Genomic DNA, 17,077 nt, shown 5'->3' with positions numbered 1-17,077 from the left:
CACTCCGCGGTCTCTTCCGGATCACGATCAGGCAGCTGGGCAGTCAACCCGCTGAGGATGTGTGAGGTCTCTTCTCCTGCAGCCACGTCCAACCTTCCTTTTGGCGCATCCATCGGCGCCTCAGGTCCGGCAGGGTAACTGCCTGTCGTGAACGCGTCGTGTGCGACATCTCGGTTTCAACAGCCCGGTCGGATGCGCCGGGCAGGTCTTGTGAGCGCTTGGCTGCCCAGTAGAATCCTGCGGGGCGATCGCCCTGCAGCCAGAGCGCTCATGGCCACTCTAGCTTTCACGGCGCCGCTATGCGTAGCCGCGGACCCCGCAGAGCGTTGTATGTCACATCCAGAAGGCCTGCGTGACGTAAAGCACGCCCTCACCAGTAGTCCGAAACACCCTCGATGGTGCGGAATGTGCCCTCGTACAGGGACAATGGCTTGAAGCAGGCGCCCAAAGGGTGTTGGCTGTTAGTAATGGAAGTCACTTCAAAGGAGGAAACGTGAGCGAGGCCGACGCCGCCACATCGGTAAATGTGGCGGAACGAATGGGTTTCAAAGATGGGGATCTGATTCAGGAGCTCGGCTACGACGACGACGTCGACTTCGACTTGCGTGACGATATTGAAGATGTCACGGGCTCCGAATTGCTCGATGAAGATGATCACGATGTCGTTGACGCAGTCATTTTCTGGTGGCGCGATGGCGACGGTGACCTTGTTGATGCCCTCATGGATTCGTTGACCACGCTGAAGGAAGGCGGGGTTGTATGGGTCCTGACACCCAAGTCGGGCAGGGATAACTACGTTTCTCCCGCTGATATCCAGGACGCTGCCCCTACCTCCGGCCTGCACCTGACTACTTCTGCCGGAGTCTCGAAGGACTGGAGCGCCACCCGCCTGGTGCCCAAGAAGAACAAATGACGGAAGTCCAGCAGGCGCCAACTCTGGTCGGTGTTCCCGTACCAGGGCAGCCCGCACCGGATTTCGAACTGCTGAACCAACACGGTGAGCCTGTCCGGTTGACGGACTATCGCGGCGTCAACGTGGTTGTTGTGTTCTTTCCTTTCGCCTTCTCCGGTATCTGCACCGGTGAGTTATGCGAGATTCGCGACAACATCGCCCAGTTCAAGGATTCAAATGCGACGGTGTTGGCGATTTCCGTCGACAGCAAGTTCGCCCAACGCGCCTACGCGGAGCACGAGGGTTTCGACTTCGATCTTCTGGCGGACTTCTGGCCGCACGGAGCTGTTGCCCGGGAGTTTGGGGTGTTCGACGAAGTCAGCGGAATGGCGCTGAGGGGAACCTTCATCATCGACGCCGGCGGCATCATCCGCTACGTCGTGGTCAATCCGCGGGGCAAAGCGAGGGACCTTGTGGAGTATCAGAGGGCGCTGGCGTCCCTGGTGGACCGGCGGCCATGAGCAACCCGGGACCGGGAGTCGGTATGACGGGGTTTGCCAGCATGGCACCCGCGGCTGAGGTGCAACTCGGTCCCCACGAGCAGGAAGCCCTCGGTTCCGCCGTGCAGGTCCTGCAGGGCAAGCGCCTGGCTGTGCTGACCGGAGCCGGTTTGAGCACGGATTCCGGCATCCCCGATTACCGGGGGCCGGGGTCTGCACCGCGGAATCCCATGACGTACCAGGAGTTCATCCGAAGCGAGGCCAACAGGCGTCGTTACTGGGCGCGAAACCATATCGGTTGGTCCCACCTCCGGCATGCCGATCCGAATGCCGGCCATGCCGCCGTCGCCCTGATGGAACGGCGCGGCCTCCTGACCGGCCTGATTACCCAAAATGTAGACAGGCTTCATGAGGACGCCGGCAGCGTCAATGTGGTGGACCTCCATGGTCGTTTTGACCGAGTGATCTGCCTGCCGCACGGTCATACTTTCAGCAGGCAATTGATAGCGGCGATCCTGGAGGAGATCAATCCAGGTTTCGTGGAAGCTGCCGTGGAATCCGGGCTGGTTGAGATGGCCCCGGATGCGGACGCCACGGTAGAGGATCCTGCTCTCATCAGATCCTTCGTCATGGCTGTCTGCCCGGTCTGCGGCGGAATCCTTAAGCCCGACTTTGTCTATTTTGGCGAGAACGTCCCCAAGGACCGTGTCGTGCGTGCCTACGCCATGGTTGATGGCGCGGACGCCCTTTTGGTGGCGGGTTCGTCACTGACGGTGCAGAGCGGCCTACGGTTCGTCCGTCATGCATCAAAGGCCGAAAAGCCTGTGGTCATCATCAACAGGGGAATCACCCGGGGGGACGGGTTCGCGGCCGTAAAACTGGAACTTGGAGTCAGTGGTGCTTTGGGCCATCTGGCGCGGGTTTTGCCCGATCTTTCCGGGGCGGGGGACTCGATTGGTGTTTCCGGCGGTTGATCATGTAGAGTCGTTGTTCGTTGGTTGAAGCGCTGAGGAACACAGAGAGCGTGTAAACAACGATTTGGGTCTTTAGCTCAGCTGGTAGAGCGCCACGTTTACACCGTGGATGTCATCGGTTCGATCCCGGTAGGACCCACCAGAGAAAACCCCGTTTCCATCCTTGGAAGCGGGGTTTTTCGTTTCTGGACTTGATGACTTCCGGCGCCCTTTTAATGTCAGGCCCACCCCCTACTGTCTCCTTCCATGGAACACGTATACATCCGCACAACAGCCTACGGTGAGCCTGCCGTCGTCGTCAGGGGAGGGCGGGAGTGGAAGATTGCCGTCGAGCCTGTCCGCTGGTTCGAGAGGATTCCCTGGTGGGAGGAGCGCAGGCGGATGCCCCGGGGAGCCGGGCGCGTGGATATTGAGGTCCTGCAGGTCCAGGTGCGCTTGGGGAACAACGTCCGGTCCGCCCTGGCCACGTGGGAATTGGTGCGTGACGGCTCGGGAGGGGGCTGGTGCCTGAGGGGCGAGGGGGTTGTGGCCGCTTGACGCCACTGAACCAGAGCTGGCCGCGTCCGGAAATGGATGAGCTCTCCACCGCGACTATTGGGGGATGCCGCGGTGGAGAGCTCGAAAATGAATATACAGCCAACTTTTGGGTTTGAAAAGCCGACGGGTCCGTGTCCACCGGGATGCCACTATGATGGGTATTGTTCAGTAGATTGAACAACGATTTGTGATGACGAAGGAGAATCATGGCTGATTCCCGCACCACCCGCTCCGAGGGGCTGGGCGCTTCGTCGCCCGCTCCCGCCGTGACCCGCGCCGCTGCCGTCCTTGAAGCCTTGGCTGATTCCCCTTCCGGACGGTTGACCCTGAGTGACCTGTCGCGGGAGCTCGGCATTCCCAAGTCTTCGACATCGAACCTGCTGCTGGCGCTCGAGGAAGCCCGCCTGATTACCAGGCAGGGCGCCGATTTTGCCCTGGGACGGAAGCTGGTGGAGCTGGGAGCGGCTTACCTTAGCCGCCTCGATGAGGTACAGGAGTTTTACAAGTACTGCGAGCAGGCCCCCACGCTTTCCGGAGAGACAGTCCGGATCGCAATGCTCGACGGCGACCATGTCATCTACCTGGCGCGTTACGAGGGCCACCCCGCGGTCCGGCTGACCTCGAACATCGGCGACAAAATGCCGGTGTCGCTTTGCAGTGTTGGCAAGGCTTTGGTGGCGCAATTGCACGATCACGATATCGAGGCCATGTTTCCGGGCGGCATGGAGTTGCCCACCATGACCACCAACTCCCTCCGTACCGCCGAGCAACTCAAAGCCCAGATCGCCACCATCCGTAAACAAGGCTTTGCGTTCGAGGATGAAGAGTCGACGGTGGGCGTCGTTTGCCTCGCCGTACCCGTGCCCACCCACGGTGCCCACGGACCTAGCCTGGGCCTGTCGGTGACCGCGTTGAAGGCGACCTACTCAGAGGAGCAAGGGGCCCTGATGGTCAAGGAACTCAAGGAGTTGGCCCGTTCCTTGGGCAACCCGATGGGCTGAGCAGCATAAATCTGATTTTAACCTTGGCAACGCGTTCAGCAAGCTGTACTCTGTTCATCATAGTGATCTTGGCGGTGATGCCATCACTATCTCACGGGGCCAACGGGGGCCCGGTGTGATTTTGAGGGAGCGCTTGTGACAACTCGTACTAAGACAAAGTTCGCAGCTGATGCTGACGAAGCCGTCGTCGAACCGGAGCAGCTGCGGCGCGCTACGCTGGCCAGCTCGGTAGGTTCGGCTCTGGAGTACTACGACTTCTACATCTATGGCCTTGCGTCGGCCCTGATCTTCGGTCCGCTGTTCTTCTCGCCGCTCGGGCCTGATGGAGCGCTGATCGCATCCTTCGCCACCTACGGTGTCGGATTCGCTGCCCGGCCTTTCGGCGGCTTGATCTTCGGCTATATCGGTGACCGGTTCGGCCGCAAGATGGTCTTGATCCTGACGATAGCCTTGATGGGAACGGCCAGCTTTGCCATTGGCCTTCTGCCCACCTTTGAGCAGGCCGGAATGCTTGGCGCCGTATTGCTCGTCACCTTGCGCATCATCCAGGGGCTCGGTGCCGGTGCCGAGCAGGCCGGTGCCACTACGCTGATCTCAGAAGTCGCTCCGCGTCGTCGTCGCGGCTTCTTCGCTTCCCTGCCCTTCGTAGGCATCCAACTGGGTACCTTGCTGGGAGCTGGAACCTTCGCTCTTATCGCCCTCGCCGACAAGTCCGTCCTGCAGGGCTGGTTGTGGCGTGTGCCCTTCCTGGCCAGCTTTATCCTGATTGTGATTGCCGTTTTCATCCGGCTCAAGCTTAAGGAAACTCCCGCGTTCCAGGAATTGGAAAAGCACAAGAACGTGGTCAAGAACCCTATCGGCGCATTGTGGAAGCACTCCCGGAAGAACGTGCTGATTGGAATTGGCCTCCGCATGGGGGAGAACGGCAACTCCTCGATCTACTCCGCCCTGTTGGTTTCCTTTATGAGCATGCCGGCGGGTGTATTTGCCGGTAACAACTCCATCGGTCCGGTCGGACTGCTCATTGCGGCCGGCTTCGCAGCTGTGATGGTCGTGACCTTCGGAGCGTTGTCGGACAGGTACGGTCGCGTGCCGGTCTATCGCTACGGTGCTTTGTTCCAGGCGATTATTGCCGTTCCTGCCTTCTACCTTGTCACCTTGGGCAATGTCACCTTGGTGTGGGTGGTCATGGCGGTCGGAATCGCCATCGGCGTCCAGTCGATGCTGGGCCCGCAATGCCCCCTCCTTCCTGAGCTCTTCGGGTCGCAGTACAGGTTCACCGGTGTTGCCATGAGCCGGGAAATCTCCGCTGTCCTGGCCGGCGGACTGGCACCACTCCTCGGTGCGTTGATGCTGGCTGCCACCAACCACTCATGGCTGGTGCTTGCCATCTACTCGCTGGTCCTGGCCCTTATCTCGTTCGTCACCACGTTCTTCACGCCGGAGACGGCCGGACGCGACCTCGTCAGCACGGAAGACGCTAAATAGACGGCGACTACCTCCCGGACAGACCACGCACGGCGCCCCTTCCTGAGGAGGGGCGCCGTGCTGCTTCTTTTACCCCTTGTTGTACACAGGCTTTCCTCCCTGAGTGCTGGAATTTCGGAAGGCCAGGTGCAGAATTGGTGCAGCGATAGAGGAGCGTGTCCATGACGGCAACCAAGGGCGTGGCATCGCCGGAAAGCCCCGGGCTGGTCCGGCGCGCCACCGGCACCAGGTTTCGTCCGGAAATCCAGGGACTCCGTTCGCTGGCCGTGCTCATGGTGGTGTCCTACCACATCTGGTTTGGCAGGGTTTCGGGAGGCGTGGACGTCTTCCTGTTGATTTCGGCATTCCTGATGACACTCCAGTTCGTCAACCGCTACGAGGAGTCGCGGCCGGTATCACTGGTTCGGCACTGGCTGCACTTGTTCTGGCGGCTGCTGCCCGCCGTCGTCGTTGTCCTGACGGGCACCTTGGCAGCGACCTTCATGATCGTCCCCCGGACCCGGTGGACGGAGATCGTGAACCAGGCCTGGGCGTCCCTGTTCTACTTCCAGAACTGGCTGCTCCAGCGACAGGTAGTCAACTACTATGCCGCTGACCATAGCCTGGCCAGTCCCATGCAGCACTTTTGGTCGTTGTCCATCCAGGGGCAGGTCTTCATCCTCTGGCCGGCGATCTTCGTTGCTGCGGCCTGGGTCTGCCGCAGGGCCGGCTTGCGCTACCGGACGGTGTTGCTCTGCGTCTTCGGGCTGATTTTCGTCGCGTCGCTGGGCTACTCAATCTATTTCACCGCCGCCCACCAGGAACTGGCCTACTTCGACACTTTTGCCCGGCTGTGGGAATTTGCCCTGGGCACCCTGGTTGCCTTGTTGCTTCCCTTCCTGCGTCCGGGGCGCGGTATGGCAACGGTTATGGGTTGGGCAGGAGTGGCTGCAATGCTCAGCTGCGGCATGATCCTTCAAGTCCGCACCGCGTTTCCGGGCTATGTGGCGTTGTGGCCCACTTTGGCCGCTGTGGCTGTCATCATCGCCGGCCAGACGGGAAGCCGTTTCGGTGTGGACCGTATCCTGTCGTCCAGGTTGTTGGTGGGGCTTGGATCTACCTCGTATGCGCTTTACCTCTGGCATTGGCCGCTGTTGGTGATCACCCTGGTGTGGATAGGCGAAGACCACGCAGATGCGCCCACCGGCGCGTTGATCGTGGCTGTTTCCCTGCTGCTGGCCTATCTGACCACCAGGTTTGTAGAGGAGCCATTGCGCTCGTGGACGTGGCCGGAGGTAAAACGCCGTCGCCTGGCCCTATCGGTCCTTGTTTGCCTGGCGGTAGCAGCGACGCCGATGGCGTGGTTCGGGTATCAGCAGGAAGTGGAGAAGACCGCGATTGCCGGCCAGGATTCCGATGACAACCCCGGCGCCAGGGCTTTGCTGCCCGGCTATGTCAACCGCGTCGGAAAGGACGCAAGGACGCTGCCTACCCCGGAGCAGTTGCCGGCGGACTGGGGGAAGCTGGATGGGCCCTGCTCAGGTGAACTTCGGCCGCAGGACCCGGTGCTGTTTGCGGAGTGCCTGCAGAACGACGTCGGTGCAAATGCGGACAAGACCATCTTCGTCGTGGGGCAGTCGCACTCCCTGCAGTGGCTCGGCGCCATCGGCTCCCTTGCCAAGGAGTACAACTGGCGGGTCCAGGCCATCACCTTCGGCGCTTGCCCATTCATGACCGAAACGGACGAGGTAGGCGATGAATGCAACGCCTTCAACCGGAATGTCCGTGAGCATATTCGGCTCCACCATCCGGATGCGGTGTTCCTCGTCGGAACAGCTGCCGTACCGGACTCACCGGAAGAGGACCTCACCTGGGGGCTGGATGAGCTGGTGGGGGAGATCACAGATCAGGGAGTGGAGGTCATTGCCATGCGGGACAACCCGCGCTTCTCCTTCAGTCCCAGCGAATGTGCCATGGCTTCGGGCGTCGATGACCCGCGCTGCCGGCCCGCGTTGTCGTCCGTGCTTGCCGCTGCCAATCCGCTGGATCAGCTGGAAGGAAGCTTCACGGGCCTGTCCATCCTGGACATGACCGACCTCATATGCGACGGTCCAACCTGCCCCGGAATCATCGGCAATGTCTATGTGTACCTGGACGACAACCACCTCTCGAGCACTTACACCAGGAGCATGGCCGATGCATTGTCCGAGAGGTGGCTTGACGCCACAGGGTGGTAGACCGGCTTAGTAGAAGTGGACCGGATCCACCAGGTGGGGGAGTTCGCCGCCGTCGAGGAAGATCCGCAGATTGTTGCAGAAGCGCTCGGCGATCAGCCGGTTCTCAGCTGTGCTCAGTGCGGAGGTATGCGGTGAGACCAGGACGCGGGGGTGGTTCCAGAGCGGGCTCTCCTGTGGCAGCGGCTCCACAGCGAAGACGTCCAGGCATGCGTAAGCGACCTGGCCGTTGTCGAGTGCTTCGAGCAAGGCGTCTTCGTCCACGACCGTTCCGCGTCCGACGTTGACGAAAACCGTTCCGGTCTTCATGGCAGAGAAAATGTCCCTATTGAACAACTTTTCTGTGTACGGCGTTCCGGGAAGAGTGTTAACCACGGCGTCGGCGTCGGCCACCAGCGCCACGAGGCCGTCGTTGTTGGTGACTTCCTCTATTCCCTCAATGGCACTTACGTTGCGTTTGGTTCCGCTGACCCTCATGCCCAGGGCACGTGCAATGCGGGCAGTTTCCATGCCGATCTCACCAAGGCCGGCAATCACTACCTTGGATCCGTTGGCCAGCTTGGTGGGCGTACGAAGCTCGGGCCAAACCTTGGCGGCTTGATCAATTGCCATCTCCGCGCTGCGCTTGAAGCCGTTCAGGATTCCGAATGCCGAGAATTCCGCCAGGGGCAAGGCGTGGACGCCGGCCGAGGTGGTGACATGGAATTTGCGGAGCGTTTCGGTGTCCAGGCCTGAGGCCTTAACGGCGCCCCCGGCCCCTGCTGCCATGGCGTGGATCCACTGCAGGTGCGGGTTGCTGTTGGCGATGCGCGCCAGCCCCGCAGGGCTTTCATTGGGAAAGCCGTACAGGACTTGGGCGCGGTCCAGCATCGCCCAATAGCGTTCTTCCTGCTCCGGAGTCCTCGTGAAGGCGGGATCACCTGCGTGGTCCGCCGGGAACCGCTCCGGGGGGAGGAGGTCGGGTTCGTAGAGAACCGTTACGGAAGGGTCCACAGCGCGGATCTGCTCTACGTACTCAGCTTCGAGCGGTACAGCGATGGCGATGGTAAGTTCATCAGTCGTCATGGTGTTCATCATACTGAATGACGGCTAGGATATTGAACAGAATTTCCCAAGATGACCACAACGAAGTGAGGTGCCACCAGCTATGACCACCCAACGAGTGGGTTTCGTCGGCTTGGGCCTGATGGGAGCTCCCATGGCCTCGAACATTGCCGCCGCCGGATTGAACGTCACCGCCTGGAACCGCTCAGACGCTGCCTTTGACGGTCTCCCCGGCGTCAAGCGTGCCGCCGCTGTCGCCGGGTTGCGGGATGAAGATGTCATCATTTTCATGCTGCCGGACCTTCCGTTCATCGAAGAAGCGGCCACGGACTTGCTGGACTCCTGGCGGAGCCGCGCACCCCGCCCGGGTACCGCCGTCGTCGTCATGAGCAGCGTCTCACCCACGGAAGTCCGGCGCTTCGGCGAAACTGTCGGAGAAGCAAGCGGCGGCAACGCCGTGGTGGTGGACGCTCCCGTCAGTGGGGGAACGGCAGGGGCGCGCGCCGGCACGCTGGCAATCATGGTGGGGGCATCCGCTGACTGCTTTGAGCAACTTGAACCGCTCTTCAGGACCATGGGAACCACCGTCCGGCGCATGGGTCCATTGGGTGCGGGGTCCCTCGCCAAGGCGTGCAACCAGTTGATTGTCGGAACCACGACGGCGGCCCTCGCCGAAGCGGCCGAACTCGCCGAACGCTCCGGGATGGATGTGGAGGCTCTCTTCGAGGTGCTGTCCGGGGGATTGGCGGGAAGCCGGGTGCTTGAGAACGTGGGTCCACGCCTGGCAGCGAAGGACTATGCACCCACAGGTCCGGCCAAGTTCATGCACAAGGACCTCGGCTTCGTCCTTGCCAGTGCAGCCGCCGCTGGCTCCGCAGTACCCATGGCGTCTGCTGCAATCGCCCTGTATGCGGAACTCAAACGCCAGGGCCTCGGCGACCAGGACCTCGCCGTCGTACGTCAGGCCATCGCCAACCTGGGCGGCACACTGGCCGCAACCACGTCCACCACGAACTGAACCCGCGCAAGCGAAGAAGGAATGACAAACACACCATGAGTGCACTTTTCGATCTAACCGGCCGGGTGGCCTTGGTCACCGGCTCAAGCAGGGGGATAGGTAACGCCCTTGCCCGTGGTCTCGCTGATGCCGGGGCAACGGTAGTACTGAACGGCATCAATCCTGAACGCCTGGAGGCAGCGCGTGAGGCCATGTCTTCGCAGTACCCCGACGGAAGGGTCCACAGCCGCGCATTCGACGTCACGGATGCTGATTCGGCGGCTGAAGGGGTCGCTTGGGTGGAGCAGAACGTTGGACCGCTGGACATCCTGGTGAACAACGCAGGCATCCAACACCGGGTGCCCATGCTGGACCTGGACGTCAAGGACTGGGAACGGGTCATCACCACGGATCTCACCAGCGCATTCCTTGTGGGCCGGGAAGCGGCGCGCCACATGATTCCCCGCGGCCAGGGCAAGATCATCAACATCTGCTCGGTCCAGACGGACCTGGCCCGTCCTACCATCGCGCCCTACGTCGCCGCCAAGGGTGGGTTGCGGAACCTCACCCGTGCCATGACAGCTGAGTGGGCGTCCTCCGGCCTGCAGATCAACGGCATCGCGCCGGGCTACATCCACACCGAAATGACCCAGAACCTGGTGGATGACCAGGACTTCAACTCCTGGATCCTTGGCCGTACTCCGGCGAACAGGTGGGGTACGACAGCCGACCTCGCCGGACCGACGGTGTGGCTCGCATCCCAGGCCTCGAACTTCGTGAACGGCCAGACGATCTTCGTTGATGGCGGAATGACGGTGGTGGTCTGATGGGCACCGACCTTCCTGCTTCGGGTCCGGCAGTGGTCGCCCACGGCAAAGGTGACTTGCGCATCGAGGACATTCCGCTGACCCCGCCTGCAGCCGGTGAGTCCGTCGTGGAGATTGCCTACGGCGGAATCTGCGGTTCGGACCTCCACTACTGGTTGCACGGTGCGGCCGGAGAATCCGTCCTAAAAGAACCCCTGGTCCTCGGCCACGAAATCGTTGGCGTGGTCGTCCAGCAGGCTGCGGACGGAACCGGCCCGGCAGAAGGAACGCCCGTGGCGGTCCACCCCGCGACACCTGCGCCCGGTGACGCGAGGTACCCGGAGGACCGGCCAAACCTGTCGCCGGGATGCACCTACCTGGGCAGCGCGGCGCGCTATCCCCATACGGATGGCGCCTTCAGCCGTTACGCGAACCTGCCCTCGAGGATGCTTCGACCGCTCCCCGAGAATCTGGACCTTCGAACCGCTGCGCTGGTGGAACCGGCCAGCGTGGCCTGGCACGCGGTTTCCCGTGCGGGTGATGTCGAGGGGAAGACCGCCCTGGTCATCGGCAGCGGTCCCATCGGGGCCCTCTCGGTCGCCGTCCTGAAACGCGCCGGCGCGTCCCGGATTGTCGCCGTCGACATGCATGACAAACCATTGGAGATCGCCCGCTCCGTTGGTGCCGACCACGTCCTTAAAGGGGACGATGCCGAGGCCATCGCAGCGGTGGACGCCGACGTCGTCATTGAATCCTCAGGCAGTCACTACGGACTGGCCTCGGCCATCAAAGGTGCCACGCGCGGCGGCAAGGTGGTGATGGTGGGGCTGTTGCCTTCCGGACCGCAGCCGGTGTTCATTTCGCTTGCGATCACGCGGGAGCTGGAGTTGCTGGGCTCATTCCGGTTCAATGACGAGATCGACGACGTCATCTCGGCACTGGCCGACGGCTCCCTTTACGTGGATCCCGTTGTGACGCATGAATTCGACCTCGCCCACGGCCTTGAGGCGTTCGAGGTTGCCAGGAACTCCGCCGAGTCGGGCAAGGTGCTGCTCAACTTCCGGGAGTAGCCGGTTTCTGTGCGACAGGGACGAAAACGCGGGGCTGGTCATCCCAGCTGGGGGCCAGCTCCGCGATCGTCTGGCGCATGATCTTGGCCGCTGCCTCGCGCGCCAAGGTGCCATCACCGGCGTCGATCGCATGGGCCACGTCCATGTGCCACTGGAGGGCTTCCTTTTGCGGATGCTCAGGCATGAGGCCATGAACGGTACGGCCGGTGAGGGTTTCGGTGACCTGGCCGATCAGGTTGGCAAACATTTCGTTGCCCGAACCGGACAACACCAGGGCATGGAAGCGGATGTCGAGGTTGAGGAACGTTGCCATGTCCCCGGCATCCCCGGCTTGCTTCATCGCCAGCGAGATTCCCACCAGCTCCTGCCGGAGGCTCTCCGGTGCATTGCCTGCAGCAAGCTCCGCAGCCACGGGCTCGACGGCGGAACGCAACTCGGCCAGCGACCGCAACTGCGCACCACGGCCTTCACCGGCCAGGCGCCAGCGAATGACCAAGGGATCGAACGGATTCCAGCGATGTGCGGGAAGGACCCGGATACCTACGCGCTTGATGGTTTCCACAAGCCCGAGTGATTGGAGGACACGCACGGCTTCACGCACCACGGACCGCGAGACGTTGAGTTCATCTTCCAGGTGCTCAGCCAGCATTACGTGGCCAGAGGGGAGGGCGCCACCCACAATCCGGGTTCCCAAATGCTCGATGGCGCGGTGGTGAAGGCTCGTTGACATAGAGGTAAGCATAGTGGCGCGGGGAGGCCCAGGCGCGGGTGGGAGTGCAGGTGGGTGATCCTGTGCGGCCGTCCCCGGGGGTCGGGCATCATAGACTGTTTATGACGCGGCAGCTTTCCAGAACGTGGGCGCCGCTTTCCCGCCCAAGGTTTATATACGTATGGTTTATTTCAGCCCCTTGTTTTGAAATCGTTTCCTGCGTGTCCCCTGAGGGTGCGTTGGACTGTTTGTACACGAACGAATTGGAGTTTTGATGTCAGCACACATCGGTGTCACCGGCCTTGCGGTGATGGGCGCCAACCTGGCCCGCAACCTCGCACGCAACGGCTTCACCGTGGCTCTCCACAACCGCTCCGTGGAAAAGACTGACGCCCTGCTGGAAAAGCACGGCAATGAAGGCGACTTCATCCGCACGGAAACGCTGCAGGAACTCGTCGACTCCCTCGAAAAGCCCCGCCGCGTCCTCATCATGGTCAAGGCAGGCGCTCCCGTCGACAACGTCATCGAGCAGCTGGAACCGCTGCTTGAAGCCGGCGACATCATCATCGACGCCGGAAACTCGCACTACGAGGACACCCGCCGTCGGGAAGCCGCGCTGGCCAAGAAGGACCTTCACTTTGTCGGTGTCGGTGTCTCCGGTGGCGAAGAGGGCGCACTGAACGGCCCGTCCATCATGCCTGGCGGCTCCCGCGAGTCCTACGACGCCCTCGGCCCGCTGCTGGAAAAGATTTCCGCCAAGGTGGACGGCGAGCCCTGCTGCGCATGGATCGGCACCGACGGCGCCGGCCACTTCGTCAAGATGGTCCACAACGGCATTGAATACGCCGACATGCAGGTCATCGGCGAGGCCTTCGACCTCCTCCGCTCCGGTGCGGGCATCGAGCCGGCCGAGCAGTCCAAGATCTTCGCTGAGTGGAACAAGGGCGAGCTGTCCTCCTTCCTCATCGAGATCTCCGCTGAGGTCCTCGGCCACGTAGACGCCAAGACGGGCAAGCCCTTTGTGGACGTCGTAGTTGACGCAGCCGGCCAGAAGGGTACCGGACGCTGGACCGTCATCTCCGCCCTCGAACTCGGATCGCCCGTCTCGGGCATCGCAGAGTCTGTCTTCGCCCGCGCACTGTCCTCCCAGACCGAGCAGCGCAAGCTCGGCCAGGAACTGCTGGCCGGCGAAGAAGCTTCCGTGGAGATCCCGGAAACGTTCGTTGAGGATGTCCGTCAGGCGCTGTACGCCTCCAAGCTGGTTTCCTACGCCCAGGGCCTGGACATGCTGACCTCCGCTGCCAAGGAGTACGGCTGGGACCTCAAGCTGGACGAGATCGCTTCCTTGTGGCGCGCAGGCTGCATCATCCGTGCCGAACTGCTCAAGGACATCACCAAGGCCTACGCTGCCGACGAGAAGCCCGCCAACCTGCTGTTCGCTCCGGCCTTCACCAAGGCCATCGCGGAGGCTCTCCCGGCCTGGCGTCGCGTTGTCGCTACCGCCGTGCAGCTCGGTATTCCGGTTCCGGTCTTCTCCTCGTCGCTGGCGTACTACGACGGCCTCCGCCGCAAGCGCGTTGCCGCTGCCCTGATCCAGGGCCAGCGCGACCTCTTCGGCGCACACACCTACGGTCGAGTGGACACCGAAGGCACCTTTCACACCCTCTGGGGCGAAGACAAGTCCGAAATCTCGGCAGTCGACACCCACTAGCACCACCAACTGCAAAGGCCGGTTCCTCCCCATTAGGCTGGGAGGGGCCGGCCTTTGCCGTACGGAGTTCCCGTCCGGTGTCGAGGCCGCCAGCAAAGGAATGATGCCATGGCACCCCGCGTCGCGCTGGTCACGGGAGCTTCCACAGGAATCGGCTTCGAAACAGCCTTGGCCCTGAGTGCCGCGGGCTTCACCGTCTACGCAGGGGCGCGCAGGGTTGAGTTGATGGAGCCGCTCAAGGAACACGGCATTTTCGTTGTGTCGCTGGATGTGACTTCAGAGGAGTCAATGACCCTCGCGGTAGCCGAGGTGGAAGCTGCGCACGGGCACGTCGATGTCCTGGTCAACAATGCCGGCTATGGATCCTATGGCTCACTTGAGGAAGTCCCTTTGGCCGAGGGGCGGCGGCAGTTCGAGGTCAATGTCATGGGGCTTGCGAGGATGACCCAGCTGGTGATCCCCGGGATGCGGAGTGCCCGGACAGGCAGGATCATCAACGTCACGTCCATCGGAGGGAAGATCTACGAGCCCCTCGGCGCCTGGTATCACGGCACCAAGTTCGCTGTGGAGGGCATCAGCGACTCGCTGCGCCTGGAACTGAAACCGCACGGAATCGACGTCGTCATTATCGAACCTTCGGGTACCGACACCGAGTGGGGAACCATAGCGGGCGAGGGCTTGCTGGCTACCTCTGGCGATGGGCCATATGCGGATCAAGCGCATATTGTGGCGGCAGCCTTGGCCTCCACCTCCGGTCATGGACACGTGCTGTCCACTCCGGCGCAGGTGGTGGCCAAGACCATAGTTCGCGCTGCAATGGCGAAACGCCCCGGTACCCGCTACCCGGTGGGTAGGGGTGCCTGGGGCGTTCTGGCCATGCGAAAGATTCTGCCGGACCGCGTCTTTGACGCCGTCTTCCTGAACTTCTACAAAAGGCTGGCCGGCTAGATCCGGTATTCGATGTAGTACTCTGCCGGATCCACAGCAGGCTTGGTCTCGGACCTTGCATCGCGGTGCCGCCACGTCGCCGGAATACCGGTGATGATTGACTCCGGGGGAGCGTCCTTGACCACCACGGCATTCGCCCCGACGGCGCTGTCCGCTCCGATGGTGATGGGACCGAGAACCTTCGCGCCGGCACCAATCGTGACGCGGTCACCGATCGTGGGGTGTCGTTTGACCTTGGCCAGCGACCGCCCGCCGAGGGTGACACCGTGATAGATCATCACGTCGTCGCCGATCTCGGACGTCTCACCGATGACGACACCCATGCCGTGGTCGATGAAGAACCTGCGGCCAATCGTGGCACCGGGGTGGATTTCAATGCCGGTCAGGAACCTGGCGAGCTGCGAGATCAGGCGCGCAGGAAACCTCAGTGCCGGGTTTTGCCAGAGCTTATGGGTGACGCGGTGCGCCCAAATGGCATGCAAGCCGGAGTATGCGAAAAAGTTCTCGAAAGAACCTCGCGCCGCCGGGTCGTGGGACCGGGCGGCGTCGAGGTCTTCCTTAAGTCTTGCGAAGAAGCTCACAAAGACCTTTCTACAGGAAATGAAGGAATGCAGGCGTTGTGTTAGCTGCGGATGTCATCGAACAGCACGGTGGAGATGTAGCGCTCTCCAAAGTCACAGACGACAGCAACGATCAGCTTGCCGGCGTTCTCCGGACGCTTGGCCAGTTCCAGGGCGCCCCACACGATGGCACCGGAAGAAATGCCGCCCAGGATGCCTTCGCGGGCACCGAGTTCACGGGCAACGCGGACGGAATCTTCGAGCGTGGCATCCAGGACCTCGTCGTAGACGTTGGTGTCCAGGATTTCGGGGACAAAGTTGGCGCCGATTCCCTGGATCTTGTGGGGGCCGGGGGCTCCGCCGTTAAGGATGGCCGAATCTTTCGGTTCGACAGCAACAATCTGCACACCGGGCTTGCGTTCCTTGAGGACCTGGCCCACGCCGGTGACGGTGCCGCCAGTGCCAACGCCTGCAACAAAGATGTCCACTTCGCCGTCGGTGTCTTCCCAAACTTCCTCAGCTGTGGTGGCACGGTGGATGGCCGGGTTTGCCTCGTTGGCGAACTGCTGTGCCCAGATGGCGTTTTCCGTGGTGGCGACGATCTCCTGGGCCTTCTCTACGGCGCCGCGCATGCCTTCTGAGCCGGGGGTGAGGACGATCTCGGCACCGTAAGCGCGCAGCATGACGCGGCGTTCGGTGGACATCGTTTCGGGCATGGTCAAGATGACCTTGTAACCGCGGGCAGCGCCCACGAGGGCGAGTGCGATACCGGTGTTGCCGGAGGTGCCCTCAACGATCGTTCCGCCGGGCTTCAAGGCACCGGACTTTTCCGCAGCGTCGACGATGGCCACGCCGATGCGGTCCTTGACACTGTTGGCCGGGTTGTAGAACTCGAGCTTGACCGCAACCTGGGCATCCAGGCCCTCGGTCAGCCGGTTCAACCGAACCAGCGGAGTGCGGCCGACCAGCTGGGTGACGTCGTCGTAGATCCTTGCCATGAAAATTTACGCCTATCTCTGAAGAGGGAATGCTGAGGTCAGCCTAACCAGCGGAATCGAAACCTTGCTAAGCAGTAAGCCATGCAGAGTAATATTTCCTCGCCTTGGCCAGCTTGGGATTAATGATCACCTGGCAATACCCCTGGTAAGGGAACTTTGCATAGTAATTCTGGTGAACTTCCTCGGCCTCATAGAAGTCCGGGAGGGGGACCACCTCAGTCACAATCGGATCGGACCAGAGGGCCTGGGCGCGTTCGATGGCTTCCTCGAACAGCACTTTCTCTTCCGTAGTGGTGTAGAACATCGACGACCTGTACTGGGTTCCGACGTCGTAGCCCTGGCGGTTCAATGTAGTGGGATCGTGGAGGGCGAAGAACATGTCCAGGATGACTTCCTCCGGAACCACGGTCTCATCGAAGGTCACTGCTACTACCTCTGCGTGCCCGGTGGTTCCGGAGCATACCTCGTAGTAGTCGGGATTGCGGACGTGGCCCCCGGTGTAGCCGGAGACCACCGAGCTCACGCCGCGGGTCTTCTGGTAAACGGCGTCCAGGCACCAGAAGCAGCCGCCGCCAAGTACGAAAGTTTTCATGTTCTCTTCAATGGTTGGGAAGTCCTGATGATTCCCG

17 protein-coding genes and 1 tRNA gene are annotated in these 17,077 nt (G+C 61.9%); 13 read left to right on the top strand and 5 right to left on the bottom strand.

Features of this window, described 5'->3' with window-relative positions; genetic code table 11:
* Positions 1–493 precede the first annotated feature (493 nt).
* The 8 genes from ACFUOZ_RS03910 (at position 494) to ACFUOZ_RS03875 (ending at position 7,608) form a co-directional block, all read left to right on the top strand.
* Positions 494–913: a DUF3052 domain-containing protein gene (locus tag ACFUOZ_RS03910; protein ID WP_144659084.1), complete on the top strand. Its 420-nt coding sequence runs from the start codon at positions 494–496 to the stop codon at positions 911–913.
* Positions 910–1,413, top strand: coding sequence for a peroxiredoxin (locus ACFUOZ_RS03905; RefSeq protein WP_377544932.1), 504 nt, complete (start codon positions 910–912; stop codon positions 1,411–1,413). The genes ACFUOZ_RS03910 and ACFUOZ_RS03905 overlap by 4 nt, the downstream gene beginning before the upstream one ends.
* Positions 1,410–2,366 carry an NAD-dependent protein deacetylase gene (locus tag ACFUOZ_RS03900; RefSeq protein ID WP_377544930.1) on the top strand — a complete coding sequence of 319 codons (957 nt, stop codon included), beginning with the start codon at positions 1,410–1,412 and terminating at the stop codon, positions 2,364–2,366. Before ACFUOZ_RS03905 ends, ACFUOZ_RS03900 begins: the two co-directional genes overlap by 4 nt.
* Positions 2,367–2,432: 66 nt before the next feature.
* A tRNA-Val gene (locus ACFUOZ_RS03895) sits at positions 2,433–2,508 on the top strand.
* Between the two features lie 104 nt (positions 2,509–2,612).
* A complete protein-coding gene (locus ACFUOZ_RS03890; RefSeq protein WP_377544928.1) occupies positions 2,613–2,903 on the top strand; it encodes a hypothetical protein in 291 nt (96 codons plus the stop codon).
* A gap of 206 nt (positions 2,904–3,109) precedes the next feature.
* Complete coding sequence (locus tag ACFUOZ_RS03885) at positions 3,110–3,904, top strand: IclR family transcriptional regulator (RefSeq protein WP_377544926.1); 795 nt, start codon at positions 3,110–3,112, stop codon at positions 3,902–3,904.
* Between the two features lie 135 nt (positions 3,905–4,039).
* Positions 4,040–5,392, top strand: a complete 1,353-nt coding sequence (locus ACFUOZ_RS03880; RefSeq protein ID WP_377544924.1) for an MFS transporter — start codon at positions 4,040–4,042, stop codon at positions 5,390–5,392.
* A 161-nt stretch (positions 5,393–5,553) separates the two neighbouring features.
* Positions 5,554–7,608 carry an acyltransferase family protein gene (locus ACFUOZ_RS03875; protein ID WP_377544922.1) on the top strand — a complete coding sequence of 685 codons (2,055 nt, stop codon included), beginning with the start codon at positions 5,554–5,556 and terminating at the stop codon, positions 7,606–7,608.
* A 6-nt stretch (positions 7,609–7,614) separates the two neighbouring features.
* On the opposite strand, the gene ACFUOZ_RS03870 is transcribed toward ACFUOZ_RS03875, so the two are convergent.
* Positions 7,615–8,682, bottom strand: coding sequence for a D-2-hydroxyacid dehydrogenase (locus tag ACFUOZ_RS03870; protein WP_377544920.1), 1,068 nt, complete (start codon positions 8,680–8,682; stop codon positions 7,615–7,617).
* Between the two features lie 70 nt (positions 8,683–8,752).
* On the opposite strand from ACFUOZ_RS03870, the gene ACFUOZ_RS03865 reads away from it, so the two are divergent.
* From ACFUOZ_RS03865 to ACFUOZ_RS03855, 3 genes are read left to right on the top strand one after another with little or no spacing between them, the layout of a single operon-like run.
* Positions 8,753–9,667, top strand: coding sequence for an NAD(P)-dependent oxidoreductase (locus ACFUOZ_RS03865; RefSeq protein WP_377544918.1), 915 nt, complete (start codon positions 8,753–8,755; stop codon positions 9,665–9,667).
* A 35-nt stretch (positions 9,668–9,702) separates the two neighbouring features.
* Positions 9,703–10,473 carry an SDR family oxidoreductase gene (locus ACFUOZ_RS03860; RefSeq protein WP_377544916.1) on the top strand — a complete coding sequence of 257 codons (771 nt, stop codon included), beginning with the start codon at positions 9,703–9,705 and terminating at the stop codon, positions 10,471–10,473.
* Positions 10,473–11,522, top strand: coding sequence for an L-idonate 5-dehydrogenase (locus tag ACFUOZ_RS03855; RefSeq protein ID WP_377544914.1), 1,050 nt, complete (start codon positions 10,473–10,475; stop codon positions 11,520–11,522). The genes ACFUOZ_RS03860 and ACFUOZ_RS03855 overlap by 1 nt, the downstream gene beginning before the upstream one ends.
* Here the strand turns inward: ACFUOZ_RS03855 and ACFUOZ_RS03850 are convergent.
* On the bottom strand, positions 11,506–12,252 hold the full coding sequence (locus ACFUOZ_RS03850) for a FadR/GntR family transcriptional regulator (RefSeq protein WP_377544912.1): 747 nt from the start codon (positions 12,250–12,252) through the stop codon (positions 11,506–11,508). The genes ACFUOZ_RS03855 and ACFUOZ_RS03850 overlap by 17 nt on opposite strands.
* A gap of 253 nt (positions 12,253–12,505) precedes the next feature.
* Here ACFUOZ_RS03850 and gndA point away from each other — a divergent pair, with 253 nt between their 5' ends.
* Complete coding sequence (gndA, locus tag ACFUOZ_RS03845) at positions 12,506–13,942, top strand: NADP-dependent phosphogluconate dehydrogenase (protein WP_377544910.1); 1,437 nt, start codon at positions 12,506–12,508, stop codon at positions 13,940–13,942.
* Positions 13,943–14,050: 108 nt separating this feature from the next.
* Positions 14,051–14,890, top strand: coding sequence for an oxidoreductase (locus ACFUOZ_RS03840; protein WP_377544908.1), 840 nt, complete (start codon positions 14,051–14,053; stop codon positions 14,888–14,890).
* Here the strand turns inward: ACFUOZ_RS03840 and epsC are convergent.
* From epsC to msrA, 3 genes are all read right to left on the bottom strand, one after another.
* Positions 14,887–15,471: a serine O-acetyltransferase EpsC gene (epsC, locus tag ACFUOZ_RS03835; RefSeq protein ID WP_144659071.1), complete on the bottom strand. Its 585-nt coding sequence runs from the start codon at positions 15,469–15,471 to the stop codon at positions 14,887–14,889. The two genes, ACFUOZ_RS03840 and epsC, sit on opposite strands and share 4 nt — an antisense overlap.
* Positions 15,472–15,512: 41 nt before the next feature.
* Complete coding sequence (cysK, locus tag ACFUOZ_RS03830; protein ID WP_377544906.1) at positions 15,513–16,448, bottom strand: cysteine synthase A; 936 nt, start codon at positions 16,446–16,448, stop codon at positions 15,513–15,515.
* 67 nt (positions 16,449–16,515) lie between these two features.
* Positions 16,516–17,040, bottom strand: a complete 525-nt coding sequence (gene msrA / locus ACFUOZ_RS03825) for a peptide-methionine (S)-S-oxide reductase MsrA (RefSeq protein ID WP_018777861.1) — start codon at positions 17,038–17,040, stop codon at positions 16,516–16,518.
* Positions 17,041–17,077: the final 37 nt, after the last annotated feature.

It is taken from the genome of Paenarthrobacter sp. NPDC057355, from assembly GCF_042667405.1.
GTDB lineage: Bacteria > Actinomycetota > Actinomycetes > Actinomycetales > Micrococcaceae > Arthrobacter.
The sequence above is the reverse complement of the archived record's forward strand: the minus strand, read 5'-3'. Positions and strand labels throughout refer to the sequence as shown.